Raw genomic sequence first — 18,259 nt, forward strand, 5'->3', positions numbered from 1 at the left:
TCCCCCCATGCCAGCCAAGCCAGCACGCACCCTGACCTTCAAATGCAAAAAGTGCGCGAAACCCGTCCAGGTATTCCTGCAGAAGGTATCCGCCTGTTCCCACATCCAGCCCTACCAGGGCATCTGCAAATGCGGTGAAGTGCTGCGCCATGCCACCGGGCAAAAGGATGCGGTGGAGTCCTTCATCGCTTCCGGCGACAGCGGCTGGGTGCATCACCATCACTGAGCCTGCCAAAGTGTAAGCAAGCGTAAGAAGCGGACACTTTCAGCGTGATTCCTTCTCTAACGGCCATGAATAATTCCGTTGAAGGCGTGGCGAAACGCCTGCTTTTTTCGCTGGCGGTACTAGGCGCGCTGGGTGGATGCGCCGTCTACGATACCGGTTACAACTATCCCTATTACGGCGGTGCCTACTACACCGACCCGGTCTATCCGGCCGCGCCAGTGTATGGATACGGGCCAGCCCCACTCTATACGGCGCCGCCAGTCTATGTGCCGTCGCCGGTATTCCGCTTTGACTATCGTTCCGGCGGCGGTCATCGCTGGCACGACGGCGGACATCAGTGGCGCAACGGGGGCGCGCCGCACTGGCGCGGCGGCGGCGGGCCCCGTCCGCAGGGGCAGCCGGGAATGCGGGGCGGCGGTCGCTGGGGTTCTGCCGGCACCTGGAGCGGGCGCCGCTAGTCACGCGGCTGGCCGTGCCGTGGTTTCCCAGCCTTTTAGGATGGGCGCCTGGCCTCCAGCCCGATCGCGGCGATGCGATCCACCTCGCGGTAGACATCACGTTCCAGTTCCTCGCCAAAAACATCCGGATCCAGTTCCTGGTATCGCCATTCCAGGCCGGCGCCATCGAGTGCGGGCTTCAGTTCCAGCAGGAATTCATCCACGCCCCTGACGATGGCGATGCCGGTATAGAGCAGCAGACGGCCTCCCGGCGCCAGGCGGGGCAGGGATTGCGTGGCCATGCGCAGGCTGAGCGAGCGTCCGAGCCGGTCGCCGCCATGGCGATAGGTTCTGGCATCGTCATCCACCAGATAGGGCGGGTTGGCCATGATGAGGTCGAACTGCCCGTCCACCGCAGCCAGGCTGTCGCCCAGCGCCAGTTGCACGGCAATGCCTGCCGCCTGGGCATTGCGTCCGGCGCACACCAGGGCTTCCGGGTTGATATCGTTGAGCACCAGCGTGGCGTCGGCAAGCTGTTTCGCCACCATCAGGCCACCGGCTCCGGAACCGCAGCCAATGTCCAGAATACGCGGCTGCGGCCCGAGCGGGGCAAGCGCCAGCGCCTGCTGCATGAAGCGCACATAGCGGTAGGTATCGGGCCCGAAGAACACGGCGTTTTCCTGGTCGGTCGGATAGGCGGAATGCAGGAACAATGCATCGTCGATGCTCGACACCCTTACCTTGCTGCGCCATTGCTGGCCAATACGGCTCAGAAGACCGGCTGCGTCCAGCGCCGCCAGCAACTGCGCTGGCAGGAGACCGGGTTCAAAAGGAAGATTCCAGCCAAAGGCGTCGGGCAGCGTCGTGGCGCTGCCGGCCGGCTGGCGGGCAAACACCCGGGCATGGGTCAGTGGCGTGGTGGTGATGAAGCGATAGTGCGCTTCCTGCAGATGCGCGAGCAGGCTGGTCAGCGCCTGTTCCGCACCGGATGCAAAGATCGTATCGGTCATGAGTAGCCTGAAGTAACGCCGGCGGGCCAGCTTGTCTGCATGATGCCAAAGACTGACCGTGTGGCCTTGCGCCCAGGCTAACGTCCGACGATTGCCGCCAGCGCGCTGGAGTGGAATTCGCGGAAATACAGCACTGCGACAACGACCGTGGTGGCGATCATGAACAACCAGGGCTGCACGAACCAGGTCATGGCGGCAATCGCGAAATAATACCCGCGCAGGCCGTCATTGAAGCTTTCGCCGGCCAGTGCCACGAGCCGGCCGCTGCGATCGGCGAAGTCCGACCGGTCGGCATCAGGACCTTCCTTGTACTCGGCCAGGTTCGGCGCCGAGCCGATCAGGATCGAGCAGAAATTAAACTGGCGCAATGCCCAGGTAAAGCGGAAGAAAGCGAACACGAAAACACAGATCAGCACGATGATCTTCACGTTCCAGACTTCCTCCGATACATGCACGGAAAACGGGATTTCCTGGACCACGTTCACGACCTTGCTGTTCCCGCCAAGCATGGCGAACAGGCCGCCGATGATGATGATCGTGGTGGAGGCAAAGAACGTCGGGGAAGACGACAGGTTGGCCATCAGCGCCACGTCCGCGATCCGGTTCTCGCGGTAGGTGAGCTTCAGCATCCAGTCGCGCCGAGCTTCGTTGACATGGCGTAGCAGGCTGGCATGCGAGTTCGACCAGAAGTCGGCGAAGCGGTCATAGCCTATCCACATCAGCAGAAACCAGAACAATGCAAAACAATCGATAAGGGGAAGAATCATGGGGATGAAGAATGAAGGCTGCTGTCCTGAAAGGCTCGATGGCGTTTCCCTGAGGGAATTTGTTCGGTATTCGATATTTTCGTTCGGTTTTGTTACTCAAAATTCGGCGTATTTTTGCGCTGACCTAAATTTTCCCCTGCGAGTATCTCAACCGGAGGCATGCATGCACAAGTCAAAACGAAGATCAAACCGTAGCGACGATGACGACGATGAATTCAGTTACGACGACGCGCCCAGCGGACGCGCGAGGGATGGCGAGGATGAGGATGAGGACGGCGAGCATGCGATCCGCCTCGAAGAGGATGATGACGATCCGCAGCCTCTGGATCGCCTCGTAAAGCGCAACTGGCGGAATTAGCCCGGGCGGGGTGGAAAGGGCAGGCCGCTGCGGAGCGTTATGCGCATGGCGAAAACCTGGCCGCGACAGGAATCGAAGCCGCTTCGGCCGTCCAATAAAAAGGCCAGGCCCGAAGCCTGGCTTTTCACCATGACCGAGACACCAGCCAGTGCCTGGTTCAGCCGTGGGTGCGCTCGAATTCCTTCATGTAGGCAACCAGGGTACGCACGCCTTCGATGGGCATGGCGTTGTAGATCGAGGCGCGCATGCCGCCAACGACCCGGTGGCCCTTCAGCTGGACCATGTTGTGTTCCTTTGCGCCCTGCAGGAATGCCTCGTCCAGCGCGCTGTCGGCCAGGCGGAACGGAATATTCATCCGCGATCTGTCTGCCTTGGCCACCGGGTTGCTGTAGAAGCGGGACTGATCGAGGTAATCGTAAAGGAGCGACGCCTTTTCGATATTGCGCTTCTCGATTTCAGCGATGCCGCCCTGTTCCAGCAGCCATTCGAACACCAGGCCGGCAATGTAGATGCCGTAGGTCGGCGGCGTGTTGAGCATGGAGTCGTTGTCGGCCTGCTCCTTCCAGTTGAAGGCGGAAGGCGTGATCGGCAGCGCCCGGCCCAGAAGGTCTTCGCGCACGATGACCAGCGTCAGCCCGGCCGGGCCGATGTTCTTCTGCGCGCCGCCATAGATGACGCCGTACTTGGATACATCCACCGCGCGCGACAGGATGTGGGACGACATGTCCGCCACCAGCGGCACGCCATGGGTATCCGGCACCCAGTGGTATTCGACGCCGCCGATGGTTTCATTGGTGCAGACATGGACATAGGCGGCCTGCGAGTCGAGTTGCCAGGTGTCCTGCGCCGGCACATAGGTGAAGTCGCGGTCGGCGGCGGAGGCGGCGACGTTGACCTTGCAGTACTTGCCTGCTTCCTTGATCGATTTCTTCGACCATTCCCCGGTATTGACGTAGTCGGCCGATGTCTTGTCGCCCAGCAGGTTCATCGGAATGAGCGCGTTTTCCGCCATCGCGCCACCCTGCAGGAACAGCACCCGGTAGTTGTCGGGCACGGCCAGCAGCTTGCGGAAGTCGGCTTCGGCTTTCTTTGCAATGCCGATGAACTCCTTGCCGCGATGGCTCATTTCCATGACCGACATGCCGCTGCCATGCCAGTCCAGCATCTCGTCGGCAGCGCGTTGCAATACCGATTCCGGCAGCACCGCCGGGCCGGCGCTGAAATTGAATGTTCGCATGGGGATCGTCCAGATTGAATGGGAAGGAAGGCGTAGCCGGGCATTATGACGGAACTGCCGCGGCCTGTGCAAGGCGGCAAGAAAGGCGTCGCCCGCGGCGCCGGGCAGGGGACGGGCGCTCGGCCTGCGCCGTGATTGACGCCGGCGCCTTATTTCGCCTTGCTGTCGCGCTTGGCACGCTTCTGCTTCAACTCCTTGTCCAGCGCAGCACTCTCGCCCTTGGTTGCCAGCGAGCGGTTCTGGTGGTCTTCGCTGGCGTCCGGCTTTTCCGGCGCCTTTTCAATCCGGGTGATGCTGTTGGGATCCACGGAAATCGGGTCGCTGGCAGGGAAGGTCATTTCGACCGCATCGTCAAGCAGGCATTCCTCGGCCTGCTGCTTTTCGCTGGGCTTTTCATTGACGGGCAGCTCGGCGACGGGATCGCTTGCAGGGAACGTGCCCTTCAACGCATGGTCCAGCATTTTTTCGTCATGCGGAGCGCCCGCCGGCGTCTTGCCTTCGGCAAGATGCTTGGGATTGTCGATCGCGTTGGTGGTGGTTTCGGCAGCTTTCTTTCGATTCGGCATGTGATCTCCTTGGCTAGTCGCACAATCATCAGACCCGATGTTAATGAAACCATTCCGGAAATAAGGGATGGAATGCGGCGATTGTTAATCCTTCACAAGGCTATGGCCAACTCGCATGGCAGAGTGCGATAACGAACAGAGATATCTGCGGCTTTGGCTTATTGTCGAGTCATCCAGCCGCGGTTCTGCAGGCGAACCCGGTAGAAAAACGGCTGGCGCCGCATGACGGCATTCTTTCCAACAGCAAAGGAGCATTCAATGAATACCGACCAGATCAAGGGTACTGCAAAGGACATCGCCGGCAAGGTGCAGGAAGGCGTGGGCAAGGCAATCGACAGCAAGGAACAGCAAGCCAAGGGCCTGGAAAAGCAGGTTGAAGGCAAGACCCAGAAGACTGTTGGCGACGCCAAGGACATCGTCAAGGGCGAGTAAGCCTGCATGAAGCCGCTTGCAATGACCCATGGCAGCCCTGTCCCGCCGGGCCGGGGCTGCCATAACGAGAACGAGAGCGCCTGACAAATGCCGCTGGTCTCGATGCGTTTGGCCAGCGACAGTCATGAACATACTGTCAGGCGTCCTGACATTCCTTGCGGGCCGGCATGAATATCGTCTCTTATCAGGCGCAGTACGTTCTGACCCATCCCGGCGCTTTTGCGCTGCAGACGGTGAAGGCGTTTCGCGCCAATCAGGGCTTGCTGCTGGCAGGCGCGGTGGCCTATTACGCGCTGCTTTCCCTGGTCCCTCTGCTGATCCTGGTCGTCATTGCCCTTTCCCATCTGATCGACGAAAAAGATCTGCTGGAAACACTGGGACGCTATCTCGAATGGCTCTTGCCCAGCCAGTCCAGTGCCGTCGTCAATGAGCTTGCCAATTTCATGACCCATCGCGACGTGGTCGGATGGCTGCTCTTCGTCACCATGCTGTTCTTCAGTTCGCTGGCCTTTACCGTGCTGGAAAATGCGATGTCGGTGATCTTCACCCATCGTGTCGCCATCCGGCGCAGGCATTTCCTGGTATCGGCCCTGATGCCCTATTGCTATATCCTTTTTCTCGGCTTCGGCATCCTGATCATCACGCTTGTGTCGGGCGTGCTGCAGGTGGTGGGTGAGGAGAGCGTCAATTTCCTCGGGCGCAGCTGGTCGCTCCACGGGGTGTCGGGAATGCTGCTGTACATGCTGGGCGTGTTGGGGGAAATCTTCGTGCTGACCTCGATCTACCTCATCATGCCGGTGGGGCGGCTGTCACTGACCCATGCGCTGATGGGCGGCGTGACCGCGGCCATCCTGTGGGAAATCACGCGCCATGCCCTGCTATGGTACCTTTCCACCCTGTCGCAGGTGGCGGTGGTGTATGGCTCCCTGACCACAGCGATCGTGGTGCTGCTCAGCCTAGAGCTGGGGGCCACGCTGCTGCTGTTCGGCGGCCAGGTGATTGCGGAATATGAACGGCTGGAACGGCCTGGCGCACGGGTCGAGCCCACGCCCATGCATACCGACTGAATGCATACCGAATGCGCGGCGCCCGGACCGTGCGGCGGTCAGTGCAGCAGGTCCTGCGGACGGTCGATGTCGGAGTGAATGCCGGGATCGTTGACCTGCGCCAGGTGCACCGGCAATGTCTGCAGCAGCCGGCGCGCGCCTTCATCCCTGGAAAGGGCGAGCAGTTGCGGCAGGTAAAAGTGACTGAAGCCCACGGGGTTGCCCCGGCGTCCATCGTGGCATGGCGCGACGATATCGGCGCCGCCGCGCAACAGATCGAGCAGCGTCCTGACGGTGGACGGTTTCACGTAAGGCATGTCGGCCAGGGCGATGATCCAGCCGGGCGCGTCTCTTACCTTGCCGATGGCATGCGCCAGCGAGGCGCCCATGCCTTCTTCGGCCTGTTCGCAGGTCGTTACCTCGCAGCCGATCGCCCTGAGTTCGGCCTGCAGTTCCTTCGCGCCTGGCCTGACCACCGCCAGCACATGCGGCATGATGGCAAGCAGATTGGCAGCCGAGGTGACGGCGACGCTGCAGCCGTCTTCCAGCGGCTGCAGCAGCTTGTTCTGGTGGCCGAGCGGATCGAAACGGGACCCGCTGCCGGCGGCAAGCAGGATGGCGTAATAGGTTGGTGGGGTATGCGGTAATGTCATTTCCTGGCTTGTAATGCTTTTTCCAGAGATAGCCGCAGGCCGCCTTTCAGGCGGCTGCCCGACGCCAATGGATGGGAAGCGCTGTCAGAACAGTTCGTCGGCGCCGCTGCGCTTCTCGCGCGCATCTTCCAGCATGCGCCGGTCGCGGATGCGCTTGCGGTTGATGGCGGCATGCTGGGCCGCAGTCATGGGACGCGCCGTCATCAGTTCTTTCAGGCGCGCAGCATTGTTGTAGACATCCTTCGCCTGTTTTTCCAAGATCAGCCTTTCGTTCGGGTCAGGAGTGGATATCCGCATCGCAACCAACCCTTGCAGTTCGATGCGAATCAAGAATTATTAATAAACCTTTAAGCCTAAAGCATGCCTCAAATGCCGCCGGCCGTCCACCGTCTGCTCTTGCCAGGATTGATGCCGGCAAATGTTTTGCAAGATACTGAGAAGGAAACAAAAAAGGCCGCGCCGGACAATGCCGGCGCGGCCTTGCGGCAGACACGGCAGGTCAGTACATGTGCTGGCCGCCGTTGATGGCGATGTTGGCGCCGGTCAGGAAAGCCGCCTCGTCCGAAGCCAGGTAGGCCACCAGGCCCGCCACTTCTTCCGGCTTGCCCAGGCGCGCCATCGGGATCTGCGGAATGATCTTGGTGTCGAGCACTTCCTGCGGAATCGCCATGACCATCTTGGTGCCGATGTAACCCGGCGAGATCGTGTTGACCGTCACCCCGCGGCGCGCCACTTCCAGCGCCAGCGCCTTGGTGAAGCCGTGCATGCCGGCCTTGGCGGCGGAATAGTTGGTCTGGCCGAACGCGCCTTTCTGGCCGTTGACGGACGAGATGTTGATGATACGGCCCCAGCCGCGCTCGGTCATGCCATCGCACACCGGCTTGGTCATGTTGAACACCGAATCGAGGTTGGTGCGGATGACCGCATCCCATGCCGTCTTGTCCATCTTCTTGAAGGTCATGTCACGGGTGATGCCGGCATTGTTGACCAGCACGTCCACCGGGCCCAGGTCCTTGGTGATCTGGGCGATGCATTGCTGCGCCGAATCGTAGTCCGCCACGTCGCATGGATAGGCATAGAACTTGTGGCCCTGCTGTTCCATGCTCGACAACCACTCGGCGGACTTGGTGTTGCCCGGCGAGTAGGTCGTCACCACCTGGTAGCCGAGCGCCGCCATCTTCACGCACACCGCTTCGCCGAGGCCGCCCATGCCGCCCGTAATCAATGCAATCCTAGCCATGTCTGCTCCTGTCTTTTAATGACGAATCAAAAAGTTGGCGTTGCCGCCGGGTCCTAGCGTTCGACTGCGAGTGCCACGCCCATGCCGCCGCCGATGCACAGGCTGGCCAGCCCGCGCTTGGCATCGCGCCTGACCATCTCATGCAGCAGCGACACCAGGATGCGGCAGCCGGAAGCGCCGATCGGATGGCCCAGCGCAATTGCGCCGCCATTGACGTTGATCTTGCTGGTGTCCCAGCCCATCTGGCGATTCACCGCAATGGCCTGGGCGGCAAAGGCTTCGTTGATTTCCATCAGGTCCAGGTCTTCATGGGGCCAGCCGGCTTTCTGCAGGCACAGCTTGGTGGCCGACACGGGGCCCATGCCCATGATGCTGGGATCGAGGCCGGCCGAGGAATAGGCCTTGATGCGTGCCAGCGGCGTCAGGCCCAGCTGCTCTGCGCGCTTCGCCGACATCATCATCACCGCGGCGGCGCCATCGTTCAGGCCGGAGGCATTGCCGGCGGTAACGGTGCCTTCCTTGTTGAAGGCCGGGCGCAGCGCGGCCAGCGATTCCAGCGTGGTGCCATGCTTGGGATACTCGTCGGTATCGAAGGTGATCGCGCCTTTCTTCTGCGCGATCTGCAGCGGCACGATCTCGTCCTTGAAGCGTCCTGCTTTCTGGGCGGCTTCGGCCTTGTTCTGCGAGGCCATCGCGAACTCGTCCTGGTCCTGGCGCGAGACTTCGTATTTTTTCGCCACGTTCTCGGCGGTGACGCCCATGTGGTACTGGTTATAGACGTCCCACAGGCCGTCGACGATCATGGTGTCGACGAGCTTGGCATCGCCCATGCGGAAGCCTTCGCGGGAATTGTTGAGCACATGCGGCGACGCGCTCATGTTTTCCTGGCCGCCGGCGATGATGATGTCGGCATCGCCGCAGCGAATTGCCTGGGTTGCCAGGTGGGTGGCCTTCAGGCCGCTGCCGCAGACCTTGTTGATGGTAAAGCCGGGGATGGCGTCGGGAAGGCCGGCCTTGATGACGGCCTGGCGGGCCGGATTCTGGCCCACGCCGGCGGTGAGCACCTGGCCCATGATCACTTCGCTGATGGCAGCGGGGTCCACGCCGGTCTGCTCGAGCAGTGCCTTGATGACGCTGGCGCCCATGTCGGCGGCGGGAATCTTGGATAGCGTGCCGCCGAATTTGCCGACCGCTGTTCTCAATGCTGCAACAATAACGACATCGTCCATATCTGTCTCCATGAGGTACGGCAAAAGAAACCGTCATGCTAAGGATGACGGTTGCAAATATCATATCCGTACTGCTACAGCCGGTGTGCAGATTTTTTCGATGATCGGTTGATGTAGGTAAAGCGCTGCCTATTGCCTGGCTGCTAGGAGACGGTTAATGGGACCATGCCAAACGGTCCTCCGATGCTCATGGAATTCAGAGCGTACGGGCATCGAAGGTATTGCAGGCACTGACCTGGCCGCTTTCCAGCCCGCGTCTGAACCAGCGTACCCGCTGGGCCGAACTGCCGTGGGTGAAGGAGTCGGGCACTACATAACCCTGCGCCTGCTTCTGCAGGGCATCGTCGCCGATGGCGGTGGCGGCGTTGAGGGCCGATTCGACGTCGCCGCTTTCAAGGATGCTGCGCGCCTTGTCGGCATTCTTGGCCCACACGCCGGCAAAGCAGTCGGCCTGCAGCTCGACCCGCACCGACAGCGCATTGGCCTGGGTCTGCGACGCATTGCGGCGCAGCTGGTCGACCTTGTCCATGATGCCCATCAGGTTCTGCACATGGTGTCCCACCTCATGCGCGATCACATAGGCCTGCGCGAATTCGCCGCTGACGCCGAAACGCTGCTGCATGGTCCGGTAGAAGGAAAGGTCGATATAGATCTTGCGGTCGCCAGGGCAATAAAACGGGCCGGACGCGGTCTGGCCGGTGCCGCAGGCGGTCTGGGTGCGGCCGGTGAAGAGCACCAGCCGCGGCTTTTGATAACTCTGTCCGGCCTTCTGGAAGATGGCAGTCCAGGTGTCCTCGGTATCGGCCAGCACGGTGGAGACGAAACGGGCTTCCCGGTCGTCCGCCGGCGGCGCCTTGGCGGGGCCCTGGGTGGCTTCCGGGCCGGGGCCGGCGCCGTTGAGCACATTGATCACGGTGCCCGGGCTGACCCCGAAAAAGTAGGAAGCCACCAGCGCGATCACGACGGTGCCGATGCCGACCGAAGCGCCGCCGACGCCAAAGCCGCCGCCCCCGCCGCCGCCGCGGCGGTCTTCCACATTGTCGCTCTCGCGATTGCCTTCCCATTTCATGATCTGTCTCCACTAAGGCCAGCTAAGGCCGCAGTGTAGTCGCGCAGGCGCGATCGGACTGTGCGGCACGCCACACAGCACGGACTACGCAGCCTGTTCATGCCAGTGCGCAATGCAGGCCTGCGCCAGCGCCAGGGTTGGATCGATGCACAGCGGCAGCAGCGGGGAATGAATACGCTCCAGGCCGACCGGCACTTCGGTACAGGCCAGCACCAGCCTGGCGGCGCCTGCCGCCACCAGCGCTTCGCCCATGGTCTGCAGCAGGCGGCCGCCGGCATCGAGCTCGCCGCGCTTGACGGCGTAGCAGCCCGGAACGAAGAGGGCAGCCATTTGCTCCTGGTCAGGCGTGATGCAGGCGATGCCGGCCGGCTCCAGCAGGTCCTGGTAGAGCCGGGCCTGCAGCGTGCCCTGGGTGGCGATCAGGCCGACCGGGCCGCTGCCCTGCATGCCGCTGCGCAGCGCTTCCAGCGTGACCTGCGCGATATGCAGGATGGGCGCCGCGCTCTGCGCCTGCAGCGCGTCGTACCAGTGATGGGCCGTGTTGCAGGCAATCGCGATGCATGTGGCGCCGGCCCGGTTCAGATGGGCGATGCCTTCCAGCATCGCAGGCAGGGGCGACGGTCCGTCGCCGGCCAGCGCGCGCTGCCGGTCCGGCACCTGCGGCACATTCCAGGCCACCACCGGCACATGGTCCTGGTCACGTGCGGCCGGCGTGTTGAGGATGATCTTGGTCATCAGGTCCACCGTCGCCAGCGGACCCATGCCGCCCAGGATGCCTATCCTGCGGCTCACGGCGCAAACACCTCGCGATAGCCAAACAGGCCGACCGAGCCGCCGGTATGGACGAACACGACGTTCTCGTCCTTGCGGAAGTGGCCGCGGCGGATCAGGTCGATCAGGCCGGCCATGCCCTTGCCCGAGTACACCGGGTCGAGCAGGATGCCTTCCATCTGCGCCATCAGCTGCACCGCTTCGATCATGCCGGGCGTCGGTATGCCATAACCGGCGCCGACATAGTCGCAGTTGGCCTGCACGGTGTCGCGGGCAATCTCGCCGGGCAGGCCGAGATGGCTCCAGGTGGCCTGCGCCAGCGCATGCACATTGGCTTCCTGCTTGTCGCGCGGCGCGCGCACGCCGATGCCCAGCACCGGAATGCCGCTGTTCATGCCCTGCAGGCCCACCACCAGGCCGGCCTGGGTGCCGCAGCTGCCTGTGGCATGCACCACATGGTCGAGGCGCAGCTGGCGCTCGTTGGCCTGCATCAGCAATTCCTGGGCGCAGACCACGTAGCCCAGCGCGCCGATCGCATTGGAGCCGCCGCCCGGAATCAGGTAGGGCTTGTCGCCCTGCTGGCGCAGGCGCTCGCCCACCGCAACCAGTTCATTGTTCATGTCCAGGCCGGCGTCGCGGGATTCCAGCGTGCAGTTGAAGATCCGGTCGAGCAGCACATTGCCGTTGTTGTAGTACTCGGGCGCGCCGTCGGCGACGCGCTTTTCCAGCAGGGCGGTGCACTTGAGGCCGAACTTCGCCGCCGCGGCCGCGGTCTGGCGCACATGGTTGGACTGGGTGGCGCCCTGGGTGACGAGGTGGGTTGCGCCCTGCGCCAGTGCATCGCCGACCAGGAACTCGAGCTTGCGGGTCTTGTTGCCGCCGCTGGCAAGGCCGGTGCAGTCGTCGCGCTTGATGTAGATGGTGGGGCCGCCGAGATGCTGCGACAGGCGGGTCAGCGGTTCGAGCGGCGTGGGCGCGTGGGACAGGATGACGCGCGGGAAGCGGGACAGATGCATGAGATACGAGCCTTTCGAAAAGGAATGATCGCGGCCGGCTATTTTAATCACCGCGCGCCGATTGCGCGATCTGGCGGAAGGTGAGGTTGATGCGCGGCCCCTTTTCACGCCGCTCCTTCGGGATCGCATGCTGCCAGTTGCGCTGGGTGGCGCCGGCCATCAGCAGCAGGCTGCCATCGGTAAGGGCTATGTTGACTGGCGCATGTTTTTGCTCGCGGTGCCGCAGTCGGAAGCTGCGCGTCTCGCCCAGGCTGAGGGAAGCGATCACGGGCATGCGCCCCAGCTCGCGTTCATTGTCGCTGTGCCAGCCAACGCCATCATGCTCGTTGCGGTAGAGATTGAGCAGCACGCTGTTGTAGCGGTGGCCGGTGGCTTGCTCGATATCGCTGCGCAGGCGCGACAGCAGCGGCGTCCAGGGGCAGGTCGCCAGGGTGACGCCGGAGTAAGTGTAGTCGGTGCCGGGATCGCCATGCCACGAGGTCAGGCGCGGCTGGTCGTGGACCTTGCCCCACACCTCGATGCGCTCCTGCCGCCACGGGGTCTGCTCCAGCAGGGCCGCCAGCAGGCTGGCGCATTCATCGGGCGGGTAAAAGCCATGCATGAAGCGCAGGTCGGCATCGGGAACGGCCAGCGGTTCCAGCCGAGACGAGGCGCCGAACAGATCGCTGATCACATCCATGGCCGCTTGCTGCCCGCGTCAGCCCGTTACCCGGATCCTGACGCCGGCCAGGGTCACGACCTGGCCCGCGCGTATCTTGCAGGTCTTGCGCAATTCGGTCTTGCCGTCGACCTTCACGTCGCCACTGGCAACGATCATCTTGCCGGCGCCGCCGCTGTCGCACAGGCCGCTTAACTTGAGGAGCTGATTGAGCTCGATATAGTCGCCTTCGAGGCGGAAGTCTATGGTTTGCATCGGCGGATTATAAGCCCGGGCAGGGCCGCGATGGCCTGGCAACGGCGGCGTTGACGCAGTGGCGGCTTACCAATTCGGCAAGTGTTCGGTATCGCACCGACATCCCGGGCTTGACTGCGTATCGTTCGTCCTCAAGGTGAACGCATCAATGCGTTTGTATTTTTCGGATCAGCACGCCGCGGCACTGCTGCGGCATTCCGTAACCAACATAAGGAAATCCCACTGATGAAGAACGTACGCAACCTGATTCTTGCCGCCACCATGATGGCCTGTTCCGCTTCCGTACTGGCGCAAGCCAACCAGGCGCCCAACCCGGTCGGCCCGCCGACCACCGGCACCGGCGCAACCACCACGCCTACCCGCGGCACCGGCGCGCCCCTGTCTACTCCCAATGCCGTGAATGCGACCGCGGTCCAGAGCTCGGGCCAGTCCAACGACCCGTACGTGCAGAAGCGCCAGGCGGACTCCGAAGCCAAGGCCGAGTACAAGGAGCGCAAGGCAGAAGCCAAGCGCCAGGCCAAGATGGAAAAGCGCGAAGCCAAGGCTGACCTGAAGGCCGAGAAGCGTGCCTCGACCGCCGAGCGCAATGAAGCGCTGGCGCCGGCCGCCGCCGTCAAGTAAGGCAGTGCAGCGCGGGCGCATGCCCGCGTTCAACTGGATGTAACCGGGCCGCCGCCTGTCGCAGCAATCGCTGCGGCAGGCGGCGGTTTTTTGTCTTTGCTTTGGTCAGGACGAATATGCGCTGCGCGAGGCGGCCTGCAGCATCGCCGGGCCGCCGGTATCATGCATGCCATGCCCGCAGCCCAGCCCCCTGACAGCCAAGCTTACGCGATGCCGCTGCGGCTGCTGCGCCGGCTGGTGGAAGTGCGGCCCGGCGAAGCTGCCGCGCTGCTGGCGGGCTTTGCTTATTTCTTCTGCCTGCTTTGCGGCTACTACCTGTTGCGGCCCCTGCGCGATGCGCTCGGCCTGGCCGGCGGCCCCGGCCAATTGCAATGGCTCTTTACCGCCACCTTCATCGTGATGCTGTTGCTAGTGCCCGTGTTCGGCCTGCTGACGCAGCGCTGGCCGCCGCGCCGCTTCGTCGCCGTCATCTACCGTTTCTTTGCGCTGAACATGCTCGTCTTCGGCGCGCTGTTTGCGCTTGGCGTGCAGGAGCTGGCGGTGGCGCGGGTGTTCTTCGTCTGGATCAGCGTCTACAACCTGTTCGTGGTCAGCATCTTCTGGAGCGTGCTGGCCGAGCATTTCAGCAGCGAGCAGGGGCGGCGCCTGTTTGGCTTCATTGCCGCCGGCGGCACGGCCGGCGCATTGCTTGGGCCGGCTTTGGCTGCGCTCCTGTCCGGCATGGGCGTGGCCTGGCTGGCGGTGCTTGCGGCGCTGTTGCTCGAACTGGCGCTGCAATGCTGCCGATGGCTGCAGCGCATGGCGCCGGGCAGCGGCCAGGCAATGCGTCGCCGCCAGCCGCTGGGCGGCGACGTGCTGGCCGGCGCCAGGCTGATCGTGCGCGAGCCCTACCTGCGCGGCATCGTGGCCTACCTGCTGCTGCACAGCTTCGCGTCGACCTTCCTGTACTTCGAGCAGGGCCGCATCGTGGCCGCCAGCCTGGCCGATACGGCTGCCCGCACCCGGCTGTTCGCCAGCGCCGACCTGGCGGTGTCCTGCCTGTCGCTGCTGCTGCAGGTGGCTGTCACCGGCCGGCTGCTGCGCCGCTTCGGCGTGATGGCTGGCCTGCTGCTGTTGCCGGCGGCCGGCATGGCGGCCTTCGCGGCCATTGCGTTCTGGCCGACGCTGGTGGTGCTGGTGGCGGCGCAGAGCCTGCGGCGGGCGGTTGACTATGCCTTGTCGCGGCCGGCGCGCGAAGTGCTCTTCACGGTGCTGAGCCGGGAGGCCAAGTACAAGGCCAAGAGCGTGATCGAGACCGTGGTCTACCGTGGCGGCGATGCGCTCAGCGGCTGGCTGGCGGCTATGGCCGCATCGGCCGGCGTCGGCTTCGGCGGCGTGGCGCTCTTATGGCTGGCGCCCAGCGCCGGCTGGGCCACGCTGTCGGCCTGGCTGGCGCGCCGGCAGGAACGACTGGCCGCGGCCGGCATCGAACAGGCAGGCATCGAACCCGGCGCGGCCATTGCGCCCGCCATCAGGAGTCCAGATGAAAAACCGACCGCATGAATCCGGCATGAGCCGCGCCCGCTTTCTGCGCCTGGCGGCGGGCGCCACCGCCGCCCTGGCCATCGGCCCCTTGCCATCCCGGGCCGCGGCAACCAGAAAGGAAGACACGATGCAGACCCGTCCCATTCCTTCCAGCGGCGAGCGGCTGGGCATCATCGGCTGCGGCACCTGGCAAACCTTCGATGTCGGCAGCGCCGAGGCGGACCGGCAGCGGCTGGCCGAGGTGCTGCAGGTCCTGTTCGATGCCGGTGGCTCGGTGGTCGACAGCTCGCCCATGTACGGCCGCTCGGAAGCCGTCACCGGCGACCTGCTGAGCCGCCTGCATGCGCACGAGCGGGCCTTCGTCGCGACCAAGGTCTGGACCCGTGGCGGCGAGGCCGGCGTGCGCCAGATGGAAGAGTCGATGCGCCTGCTGCAGCATCCGCGCATCGAGCTGATGCAGATCCATAATCTGCTGGACTGGCGCACCCATCTGAAAACCCTGCGCGCATGGAAGGAAGCGGGGCGCATCAAGTACCTGGGCATCACCCATTACACCGTCAGCGCCTTCGATGAACTGGAAGCCATCATGCGCGCCGAGAAGCTCGATTTCGTGCAGCTGAACTATTCGCTGGACGACCGCGCTGCCGAAGCCAGGCTGTTGCCGCTGGCGGCGGAACGCGGCATCGCGGTGCTGATCAACCAGCCGTTCGGCGGCGGCGGCCTGCTGCGCTCGCTGGCCAACGCACCGCTGCCGCCGTGGGCAGCCGATATCGCCTGCACCAGCTGGGCGCAGGTGCTGCTGAAGTACGTGGTCAGCCATCCGGCCGTGACCTGCGCCATCCCCGGCACCAGCCGGCCGCAGCACATGCGTGAGAACGTCGCCGCCGGCATGGGCGCGATGCCGGACGAGGCGATGCGGCGGCGCATGGTGGCCGACTGGCCCAGGCGGTGACGATGGAGCGGGGCGGCCCGGTATGCAACGACAGCCGGTTCATGCCATCATGCCCTGCTGCAAAAATAACACGCACAACAAATAGAACAAGCGGGGACATTTCTTCATGACCAAAGCTTCATGGGCCGGTTGGGCGCCGCTGGCGCTGTCGGGCCTGCTGGCCAATATGGTGGGCATCGGCATAGGCCGTTTTTCCTATGTGCCGCTGCTGCCGCTGATGATAGACGGCGGCTGGGCCAGCGCCGGCGGCGCGGCGCAGCTGGCTGCTGCCAACCTGATCGGCTATCTGCTGGGCGCGCTGGCTGCCCATCCGCTGGCGGTGCGGCTGGGCGGGTCGCGGGTGATACGCGGCGCGATGCTGGCGCTGCTCCTGAGCCTGCTGGGCTGCGCGCCGCAGCCGGCGCTGCCCTGGCTATGGCTGTGGCGCTGCCTGGCCGGCGCCGCCGGCGGCGTGCTGATCATCCTGGCCGCGCCGCATGTGCTGGGACGGGTGCCGGCCGCGATGCGGGGCCGCGCGGTCGGCATGGTGTTCGCCGGCATCGGCGTGGGCGCCGTGTTTTCCGGTTTTGTGGTGCCGGCCTTCGGCGCTAACCGGCTGCAGGATGCCTGGCTGGCATTGGCGGCCTGTTCGGCGCTGGCCATCCTGTATGCCTGGCCCAAGTTCGCCAGCGACGACCTGCCGCGCCCGGCCGCGGGCGGTTCGCTGCTGCCGCGCGGCGCGATGCTGGCGCTGCTGTGCGCCTATCCGCTCGATGCGATCGGCTATCTGCCGCATACGGTGTTCTGGGTGGAGTACCTGGTGCATGGCCTGTCGATGCCAGCCACCGTGGGCGGCGCGTTCTGGGCCGTGTTCGGCGCCGGCGCGGCGCTCGGGCCGCTCCTGACCGGCATGGTGGCCGACCGCATCGGCTTTCGCATGACCGTGGTGGGCTGCATGGCGTGCAAGGCCGCGGCGGTGGCGCTGCCGCTGCTGTCGGCCTCCTTGCCGGCGCTGTTCGTGTCGTCCTTCATGGTGGGCGCCTTAACGCCCGGCCTGGTGGCCGTGGCCTCGGGCCGGGTGGTGGAAATCGTCGGGCCGGCCGCGCATCAGCGCAACTGGGCGATGATGACTTTCCTGTACGCGCTGATGCAGGCCCTGGGCGGCTATGCGATGGCGGCGCTCTATGGCGCAATGCATTCCTTCAACCTGCTGTTCGCCATCGGCGCCTCGGTGCTGGCGCTGGCGGCCTTGATTGCCGGGCTGGGTGGCAGGGCGAGCGTGCAGGCCAGCGTTCGCGGCTAGCTGCGGCCTGGCATGACGCCTGTGACAACGACCGTCAGGACCATTCCTGGCGATTGCTTTCCACCCAGCGGATCTGCGATGCATGCAGGTGCATGCGCATCGCGGCCAGGGCGTCGAGCGCGTCGCGGCGCTGCAGCGCGCCGAGGATGGCTTCATGCTCGCGCAGCGCCTCGTTCCAGGTCTGGCTGCTTTCGGAGCGCACCCGCAGCTGCGATGAAATCGGGCTGTGCCGCTCGTCGAACAATTCCCGCACCAGCCTTTCCAGCACCGAGTTGCCCGTCATGCCGGCAATGAGCAGATGAAACTCGCGGTCATGCACGAGGGGTGAGCGGTTCTGCACGATGGCCGAGCGCATGTCCTTCAATGCGCGCTGCAGGGCAGCCAGTCCTTCCTCCGTCACGCGGGCAGAGGCAAGCATGATCACCGTGCCTTCCAGCGCCGCGCGCGCCTGCATCAGTTCGGTCGGGCTTTCGCCCATCGCCGCGGTGGCATGCGGCGCCTGCTCCAGCGGCGCGCACACATACACCCCGGCCCCCATGCGCACCTCGACGCTGCCTTCGACTTCCAGCGCAATCAGGGCCTCGCGCACCGAAGGCCGTGAAACGCCCAGTTGCTGCGCCAGGTCGCGTTCCGGCGGCAGCCGTGAGCCTACCGGGAAGTCGCCTTCCCGGATGAGGGTTCGTATCTGGTCGGCGATCTGCTGGTACAGGCGCCGGTTATCTATCTGCTTGAGCTGTTCGAGCATTGCTGTTCCTCCTGCGGTCTGGCAAGCATAATCCAAATTGGTCTTACCAAGGCTTTTGTTTTCCAGAAATTCTCCGGTGATTTTCCAGGGTTGCCCAGATTGCGCTTGCGTTTTCTGCACAAATCGTTATTCTTGGTAAGGCCAATTACAAGAAAACGGTAAAGA

Annotated in this window: 23 protein-coding genes; 9 read left to right on the forward strand and 14 right to left on the reverse strand. The window is 64.0% G+C overall.

Annotated elements, in window-relative coordinates:
* Nucleotides 1-7: 7 nt before the first annotated feature.
* Both ABC383_RS17315 and ABC383_RS17320 read left to right on the forward strand, forming a co-directional pair.
* Entirely contained in the window at nt 8-226 is a 219-nt protein-coding gene (locus ABC383_RS17315; RefSeq protein WP_413015408.1) for a hypothetical protein, read from the forward strand.
* Nucleotides 227-291: 65 nt separating this feature from the next.
* Nucleotides 292-684 carry a hypothetical protein gene (locus ABC383_RS17320; protein WP_413015410.1) on the forward strand — a complete coding sequence of 131 codons (393 nt, stop codon included), beginning with the start codon at nt 292-294 and terminating at the stop codon, nt 682-684.
* Nucleotides 685-719: 35 nt separating this feature from the next.
* Here ABC383_RS17320 and ABC383_RS17325 read toward each other — a convergent pair whose 3' ends face one another.
* Entirely contained in the window at nt 720-1,673 is a 954-nt protein-coding gene (locus tag ABC383_RS17325; protein WP_413015412.1) for a methyltransferase, read from the reverse strand.
* A gap of 77 nt (nt 1,674-1,750) precedes the next feature.
* Complete coding sequence (locus ABC383_RS17330) at nt 1,751-2,440, reverse strand: DUF599 domain-containing protein (protein WP_413015414.1); 690 nt, start codon at nt 2,438-2,440, stop codon at nt 1,751-1,753.
* A gap of 163 nt (nt 2,441-2,603) precedes the next feature.
* Here ABC383_RS17330 and ABC383_RS17335 point away from each other — a divergent pair, with 163 nt between their 5' ends.
* Nucleotides 2,604-2,798 (forward strand): hypothetical protein, encoded by a 195-nt coding sequence (locus tag ABC383_RS17335; protein ID WP_413015415.1) that lies wholly within the window; start codon nt 2,604-2,606, stop codon nt 2,796-2,798.
* A gap of 157 nt (nt 2,799-2,955) precedes the next feature.
* Here ABC383_RS17335 and serC read toward each other — a convergent pair whose 3' ends face one another.
* Together serC and ABC383_RS17345 are read right to left on the reverse strand one after the other, a co-directional pair.
* On the reverse strand, nt 2,956-4,035 hold the full coding sequence (serC, locus tag ABC383_RS17340) for a 3-phosphoserine/phosphohydroxythreonine transaminase (protein WP_413015417.1): 1,080 nt from the start codon (nt 4,033-4,035) through the stop codon (nt 2,956-2,958).
* A 149-nt stretch (nt 4,036-4,184) separates the two neighbouring features.
* Nucleotides 4,185-4,601: a hypothetical protein gene (locus ABC383_RS17345; RefSeq protein ID WP_413015419.1), complete on the reverse strand. Its 417-nt coding sequence runs from the start codon at nt 4,599-4,601 to the stop codon at nt 4,185-4,187.
* A gap of 258 nt (nt 4,602-4,859) precedes the next feature.
* Here ABC383_RS17345 and ABC383_RS17350 point away from each other — a divergent pair, with 258 nt between their 5' ends.
* Both ABC383_RS17350 and ABC383_RS17355 read left to right on the forward strand, forming a co-directional pair.
* Nucleotides 4,860-5,033: a CsbD family protein gene (locus ABC383_RS17350; RefSeq protein WP_413015421.1), complete on the forward strand. Its 174-nt coding sequence runs from the start codon at nt 4,860-4,862 to the stop codon at nt 5,031-5,033.
* A 167-nt stretch (nt 5,034-5,200) separates the two neighbouring features.
* Nucleotides 5,201-6,100 (forward strand): YihY/virulence factor BrkB family protein, encoded by a 900-nt coding sequence (locus tag ABC383_RS17355; RefSeq protein ID WP_413015423.1) that lies wholly within the window; start codon nt 5,201-5,203, stop codon nt 6,098-6,100.
* 38 nt (nt 6,101-6,138) lie between these two features.
* Here the strand turns inward: ABC383_RS17355 and ABC383_RS17360 are convergent, their stop codons facing one another.
* The 9 genes from ABC383_RS17360 to ABC383_RS17400 all read right to left on the reverse strand — a co-directional run bounded on the left by ABC383_RS17360 (nt 6,139) and on the right by ABC383_RS17400 (nt 12,970).
* Nucleotides 6,139-6,732 carry a nucleotidyltransferase family protein gene (locus ABC383_RS17360; protein WP_413015425.1) on the reverse strand — a complete coding sequence of 198 codons (594 nt, stop codon included), beginning with the start codon at nt 6,730-6,732 and terminating at the stop codon, nt 6,139-6,141.
* Nucleotides 6,733-6,816: 84 nt separating this feature from the next.
* Nucleotides 6,817-6,990 carry a hypothetical protein gene (locus ABC383_RS17365; protein WP_413015426.1) on the reverse strand — a complete coding sequence of 58 codons (174 nt, stop codon included), beginning with the start codon at nt 6,988-6,990 and terminating at the stop codon, nt 6,817-6,819.
* A gap of 241 nt (nt 6,991-7,231) precedes the next feature.
* Nucleotides 7,232-7,972 (reverse strand): acetoacetyl-CoA reductase, encoded by a 741-nt coding sequence (phbB, locus tag ABC383_RS17370; protein ID WP_413015428.1) that lies wholly within the window; start codon nt 7,970-7,972, stop codon nt 7,232-7,234.
* 53 nt (nt 7,973-8,025) lie between these two features.
* Nucleotides 8,026-9,201 (reverse strand): acetyl-CoA C-acetyltransferase, encoded by a 1,176-nt coding sequence (locus ABC383_RS17375; protein ID WP_413015429.1) that lies wholly within the window; start codon nt 9,199-9,201, stop codon nt 8,026-8,028.
* Nucleotides 9,202-9,397: 196 nt separating this feature from the next.
* Nucleotides 9,398-10,270, reverse strand: a complete 873-nt coding sequence (gene ypfJ / locus ABC383_RS17380) for a KPN_02809 family neutral zinc metallopeptidase (protein WP_413015431.1) — start codon at nt 10,268-10,270, stop codon at nt 9,398-9,400.
* 84 nt (nt 10,271-10,354) lie between these two features.
* Nucleotides 10,355-11,062 carry a cysteate racemase gene (gene cuyB, locus ABC383_RS17385; RefSeq protein ID WP_413015433.1) on the reverse strand — a complete coding sequence of 236 codons (708 nt, stop codon included), beginning with the start codon at nt 11,060-11,062 and terminating at the stop codon, nt 10,355-10,357.
* Nucleotides 11,059-12,057 carry a D-cysteate sulfo-lyase gene (gene cuyA, locus ABC383_RS17390; protein ID WP_413015435.1) on the reverse strand — a complete coding sequence of 333 codons (999 nt, stop codon included), beginning with the start codon at nt 12,055-12,057 and terminating at the stop codon, nt 11,059-11,061. Before cuyA ends, cuyB begins: the two co-directional genes overlap by 4 nt.
* 43 nt (nt 12,058-12,100) lie before the next feature.
* Nucleotides 12,101-12,736, reverse strand: a complete 636-nt coding sequence (locus ABC383_RS17395; protein ID WP_413015437.1) for an alpha-ketoglutarate-dependent dioxygenase AlkB family protein — start codon at nt 12,734-12,736, stop codon at nt 12,101-12,103.
* Nucleotides 12,737-12,754: 18 nt separating this feature from the next.
* On the reverse strand, nt 12,755-12,970 hold the full coding sequence (locus ABC383_RS17400; RefSeq protein ID WP_413015439.1) for an RNA-binding S4 domain-containing protein: 216 nt from the start codon (nt 12,968-12,970) through the stop codon (nt 12,755-12,757).
* A gap of 225 nt (nt 12,971-13,195) precedes the next feature.
* Between ABC383_RS17400 and ABC383_RS17405 the strand changes: the two genes are divergently transcribed.
* The 4 genes from ABC383_RS17405 (at nt 13,196) to ABC383_RS17420 (ending at nt 17,349) form a co-directional block, all read left to right on the forward strand.
* Nucleotides 13,196-13,591: a hypothetical protein gene (locus ABC383_RS17405; RefSeq protein WP_413015440.1), complete on the forward strand. Its 396-nt coding sequence runs from the start codon at nt 13,196-13,198 to the stop codon at nt 13,589-13,591.
* Between the two features lie 162 nt (nt 13,592-13,753).
* A complete protein-coding gene (locus tag ABC383_RS17410; RefSeq protein ID WP_413015442.1) occupies nt 13,754-15,133 on the forward strand; it encodes an NTP/NDP exchange transporter in 1,380 nt (459 codons plus the stop codon).
* Nucleotides 15,114-16,067, forward strand: coding sequence for an aldo/keto reductase (locus ABC383_RS17415; RefSeq protein WP_413015444.1), 954 nt, complete (start codon nt 15,114-15,116; stop codon nt 16,065-16,067). The genes ABC383_RS17410 and ABC383_RS17415 overlap by 20 nt, the downstream gene beginning before the upstream one ends.
* Before the next feature lie 106 nt (nt 16,068-16,173).
* Nucleotides 16,174-17,349: a YbfB/YjiJ family MFS transporter gene (locus ABC383_RS17420; RefSeq protein ID WP_413015446.1), complete on the forward strand. Its 1,176-nt coding sequence runs from the start codon at nt 16,174-16,176 to the stop codon at nt 17,347-17,349.
* A gap of 34 nt (nt 17,350-17,383) precedes the next feature.
* Here the strand turns inward: ABC383_RS17420 and ABC383_RS17425 are convergent, their stop codons facing one another.
* Entirely contained in the window at nt 17,384-18,094 is a 711-nt protein-coding gene (locus ABC383_RS17425; protein ID WP_413015447.1) for a FadR/GntR family transcriptional regulator, read from the reverse strand.
* Nucleotides 18,095-18,259 lie beyond the last annotated feature (165 nt).

Source organism: Noviherbaspirillum phoenicis, from assembly GCF_047237965.1.
Lineage (GTDB): Bacteria > Pseudomonadota > Gammaproteobacteria > Burkholderiales > Burkholderiaceae_D > Noviherbaspirillum_A.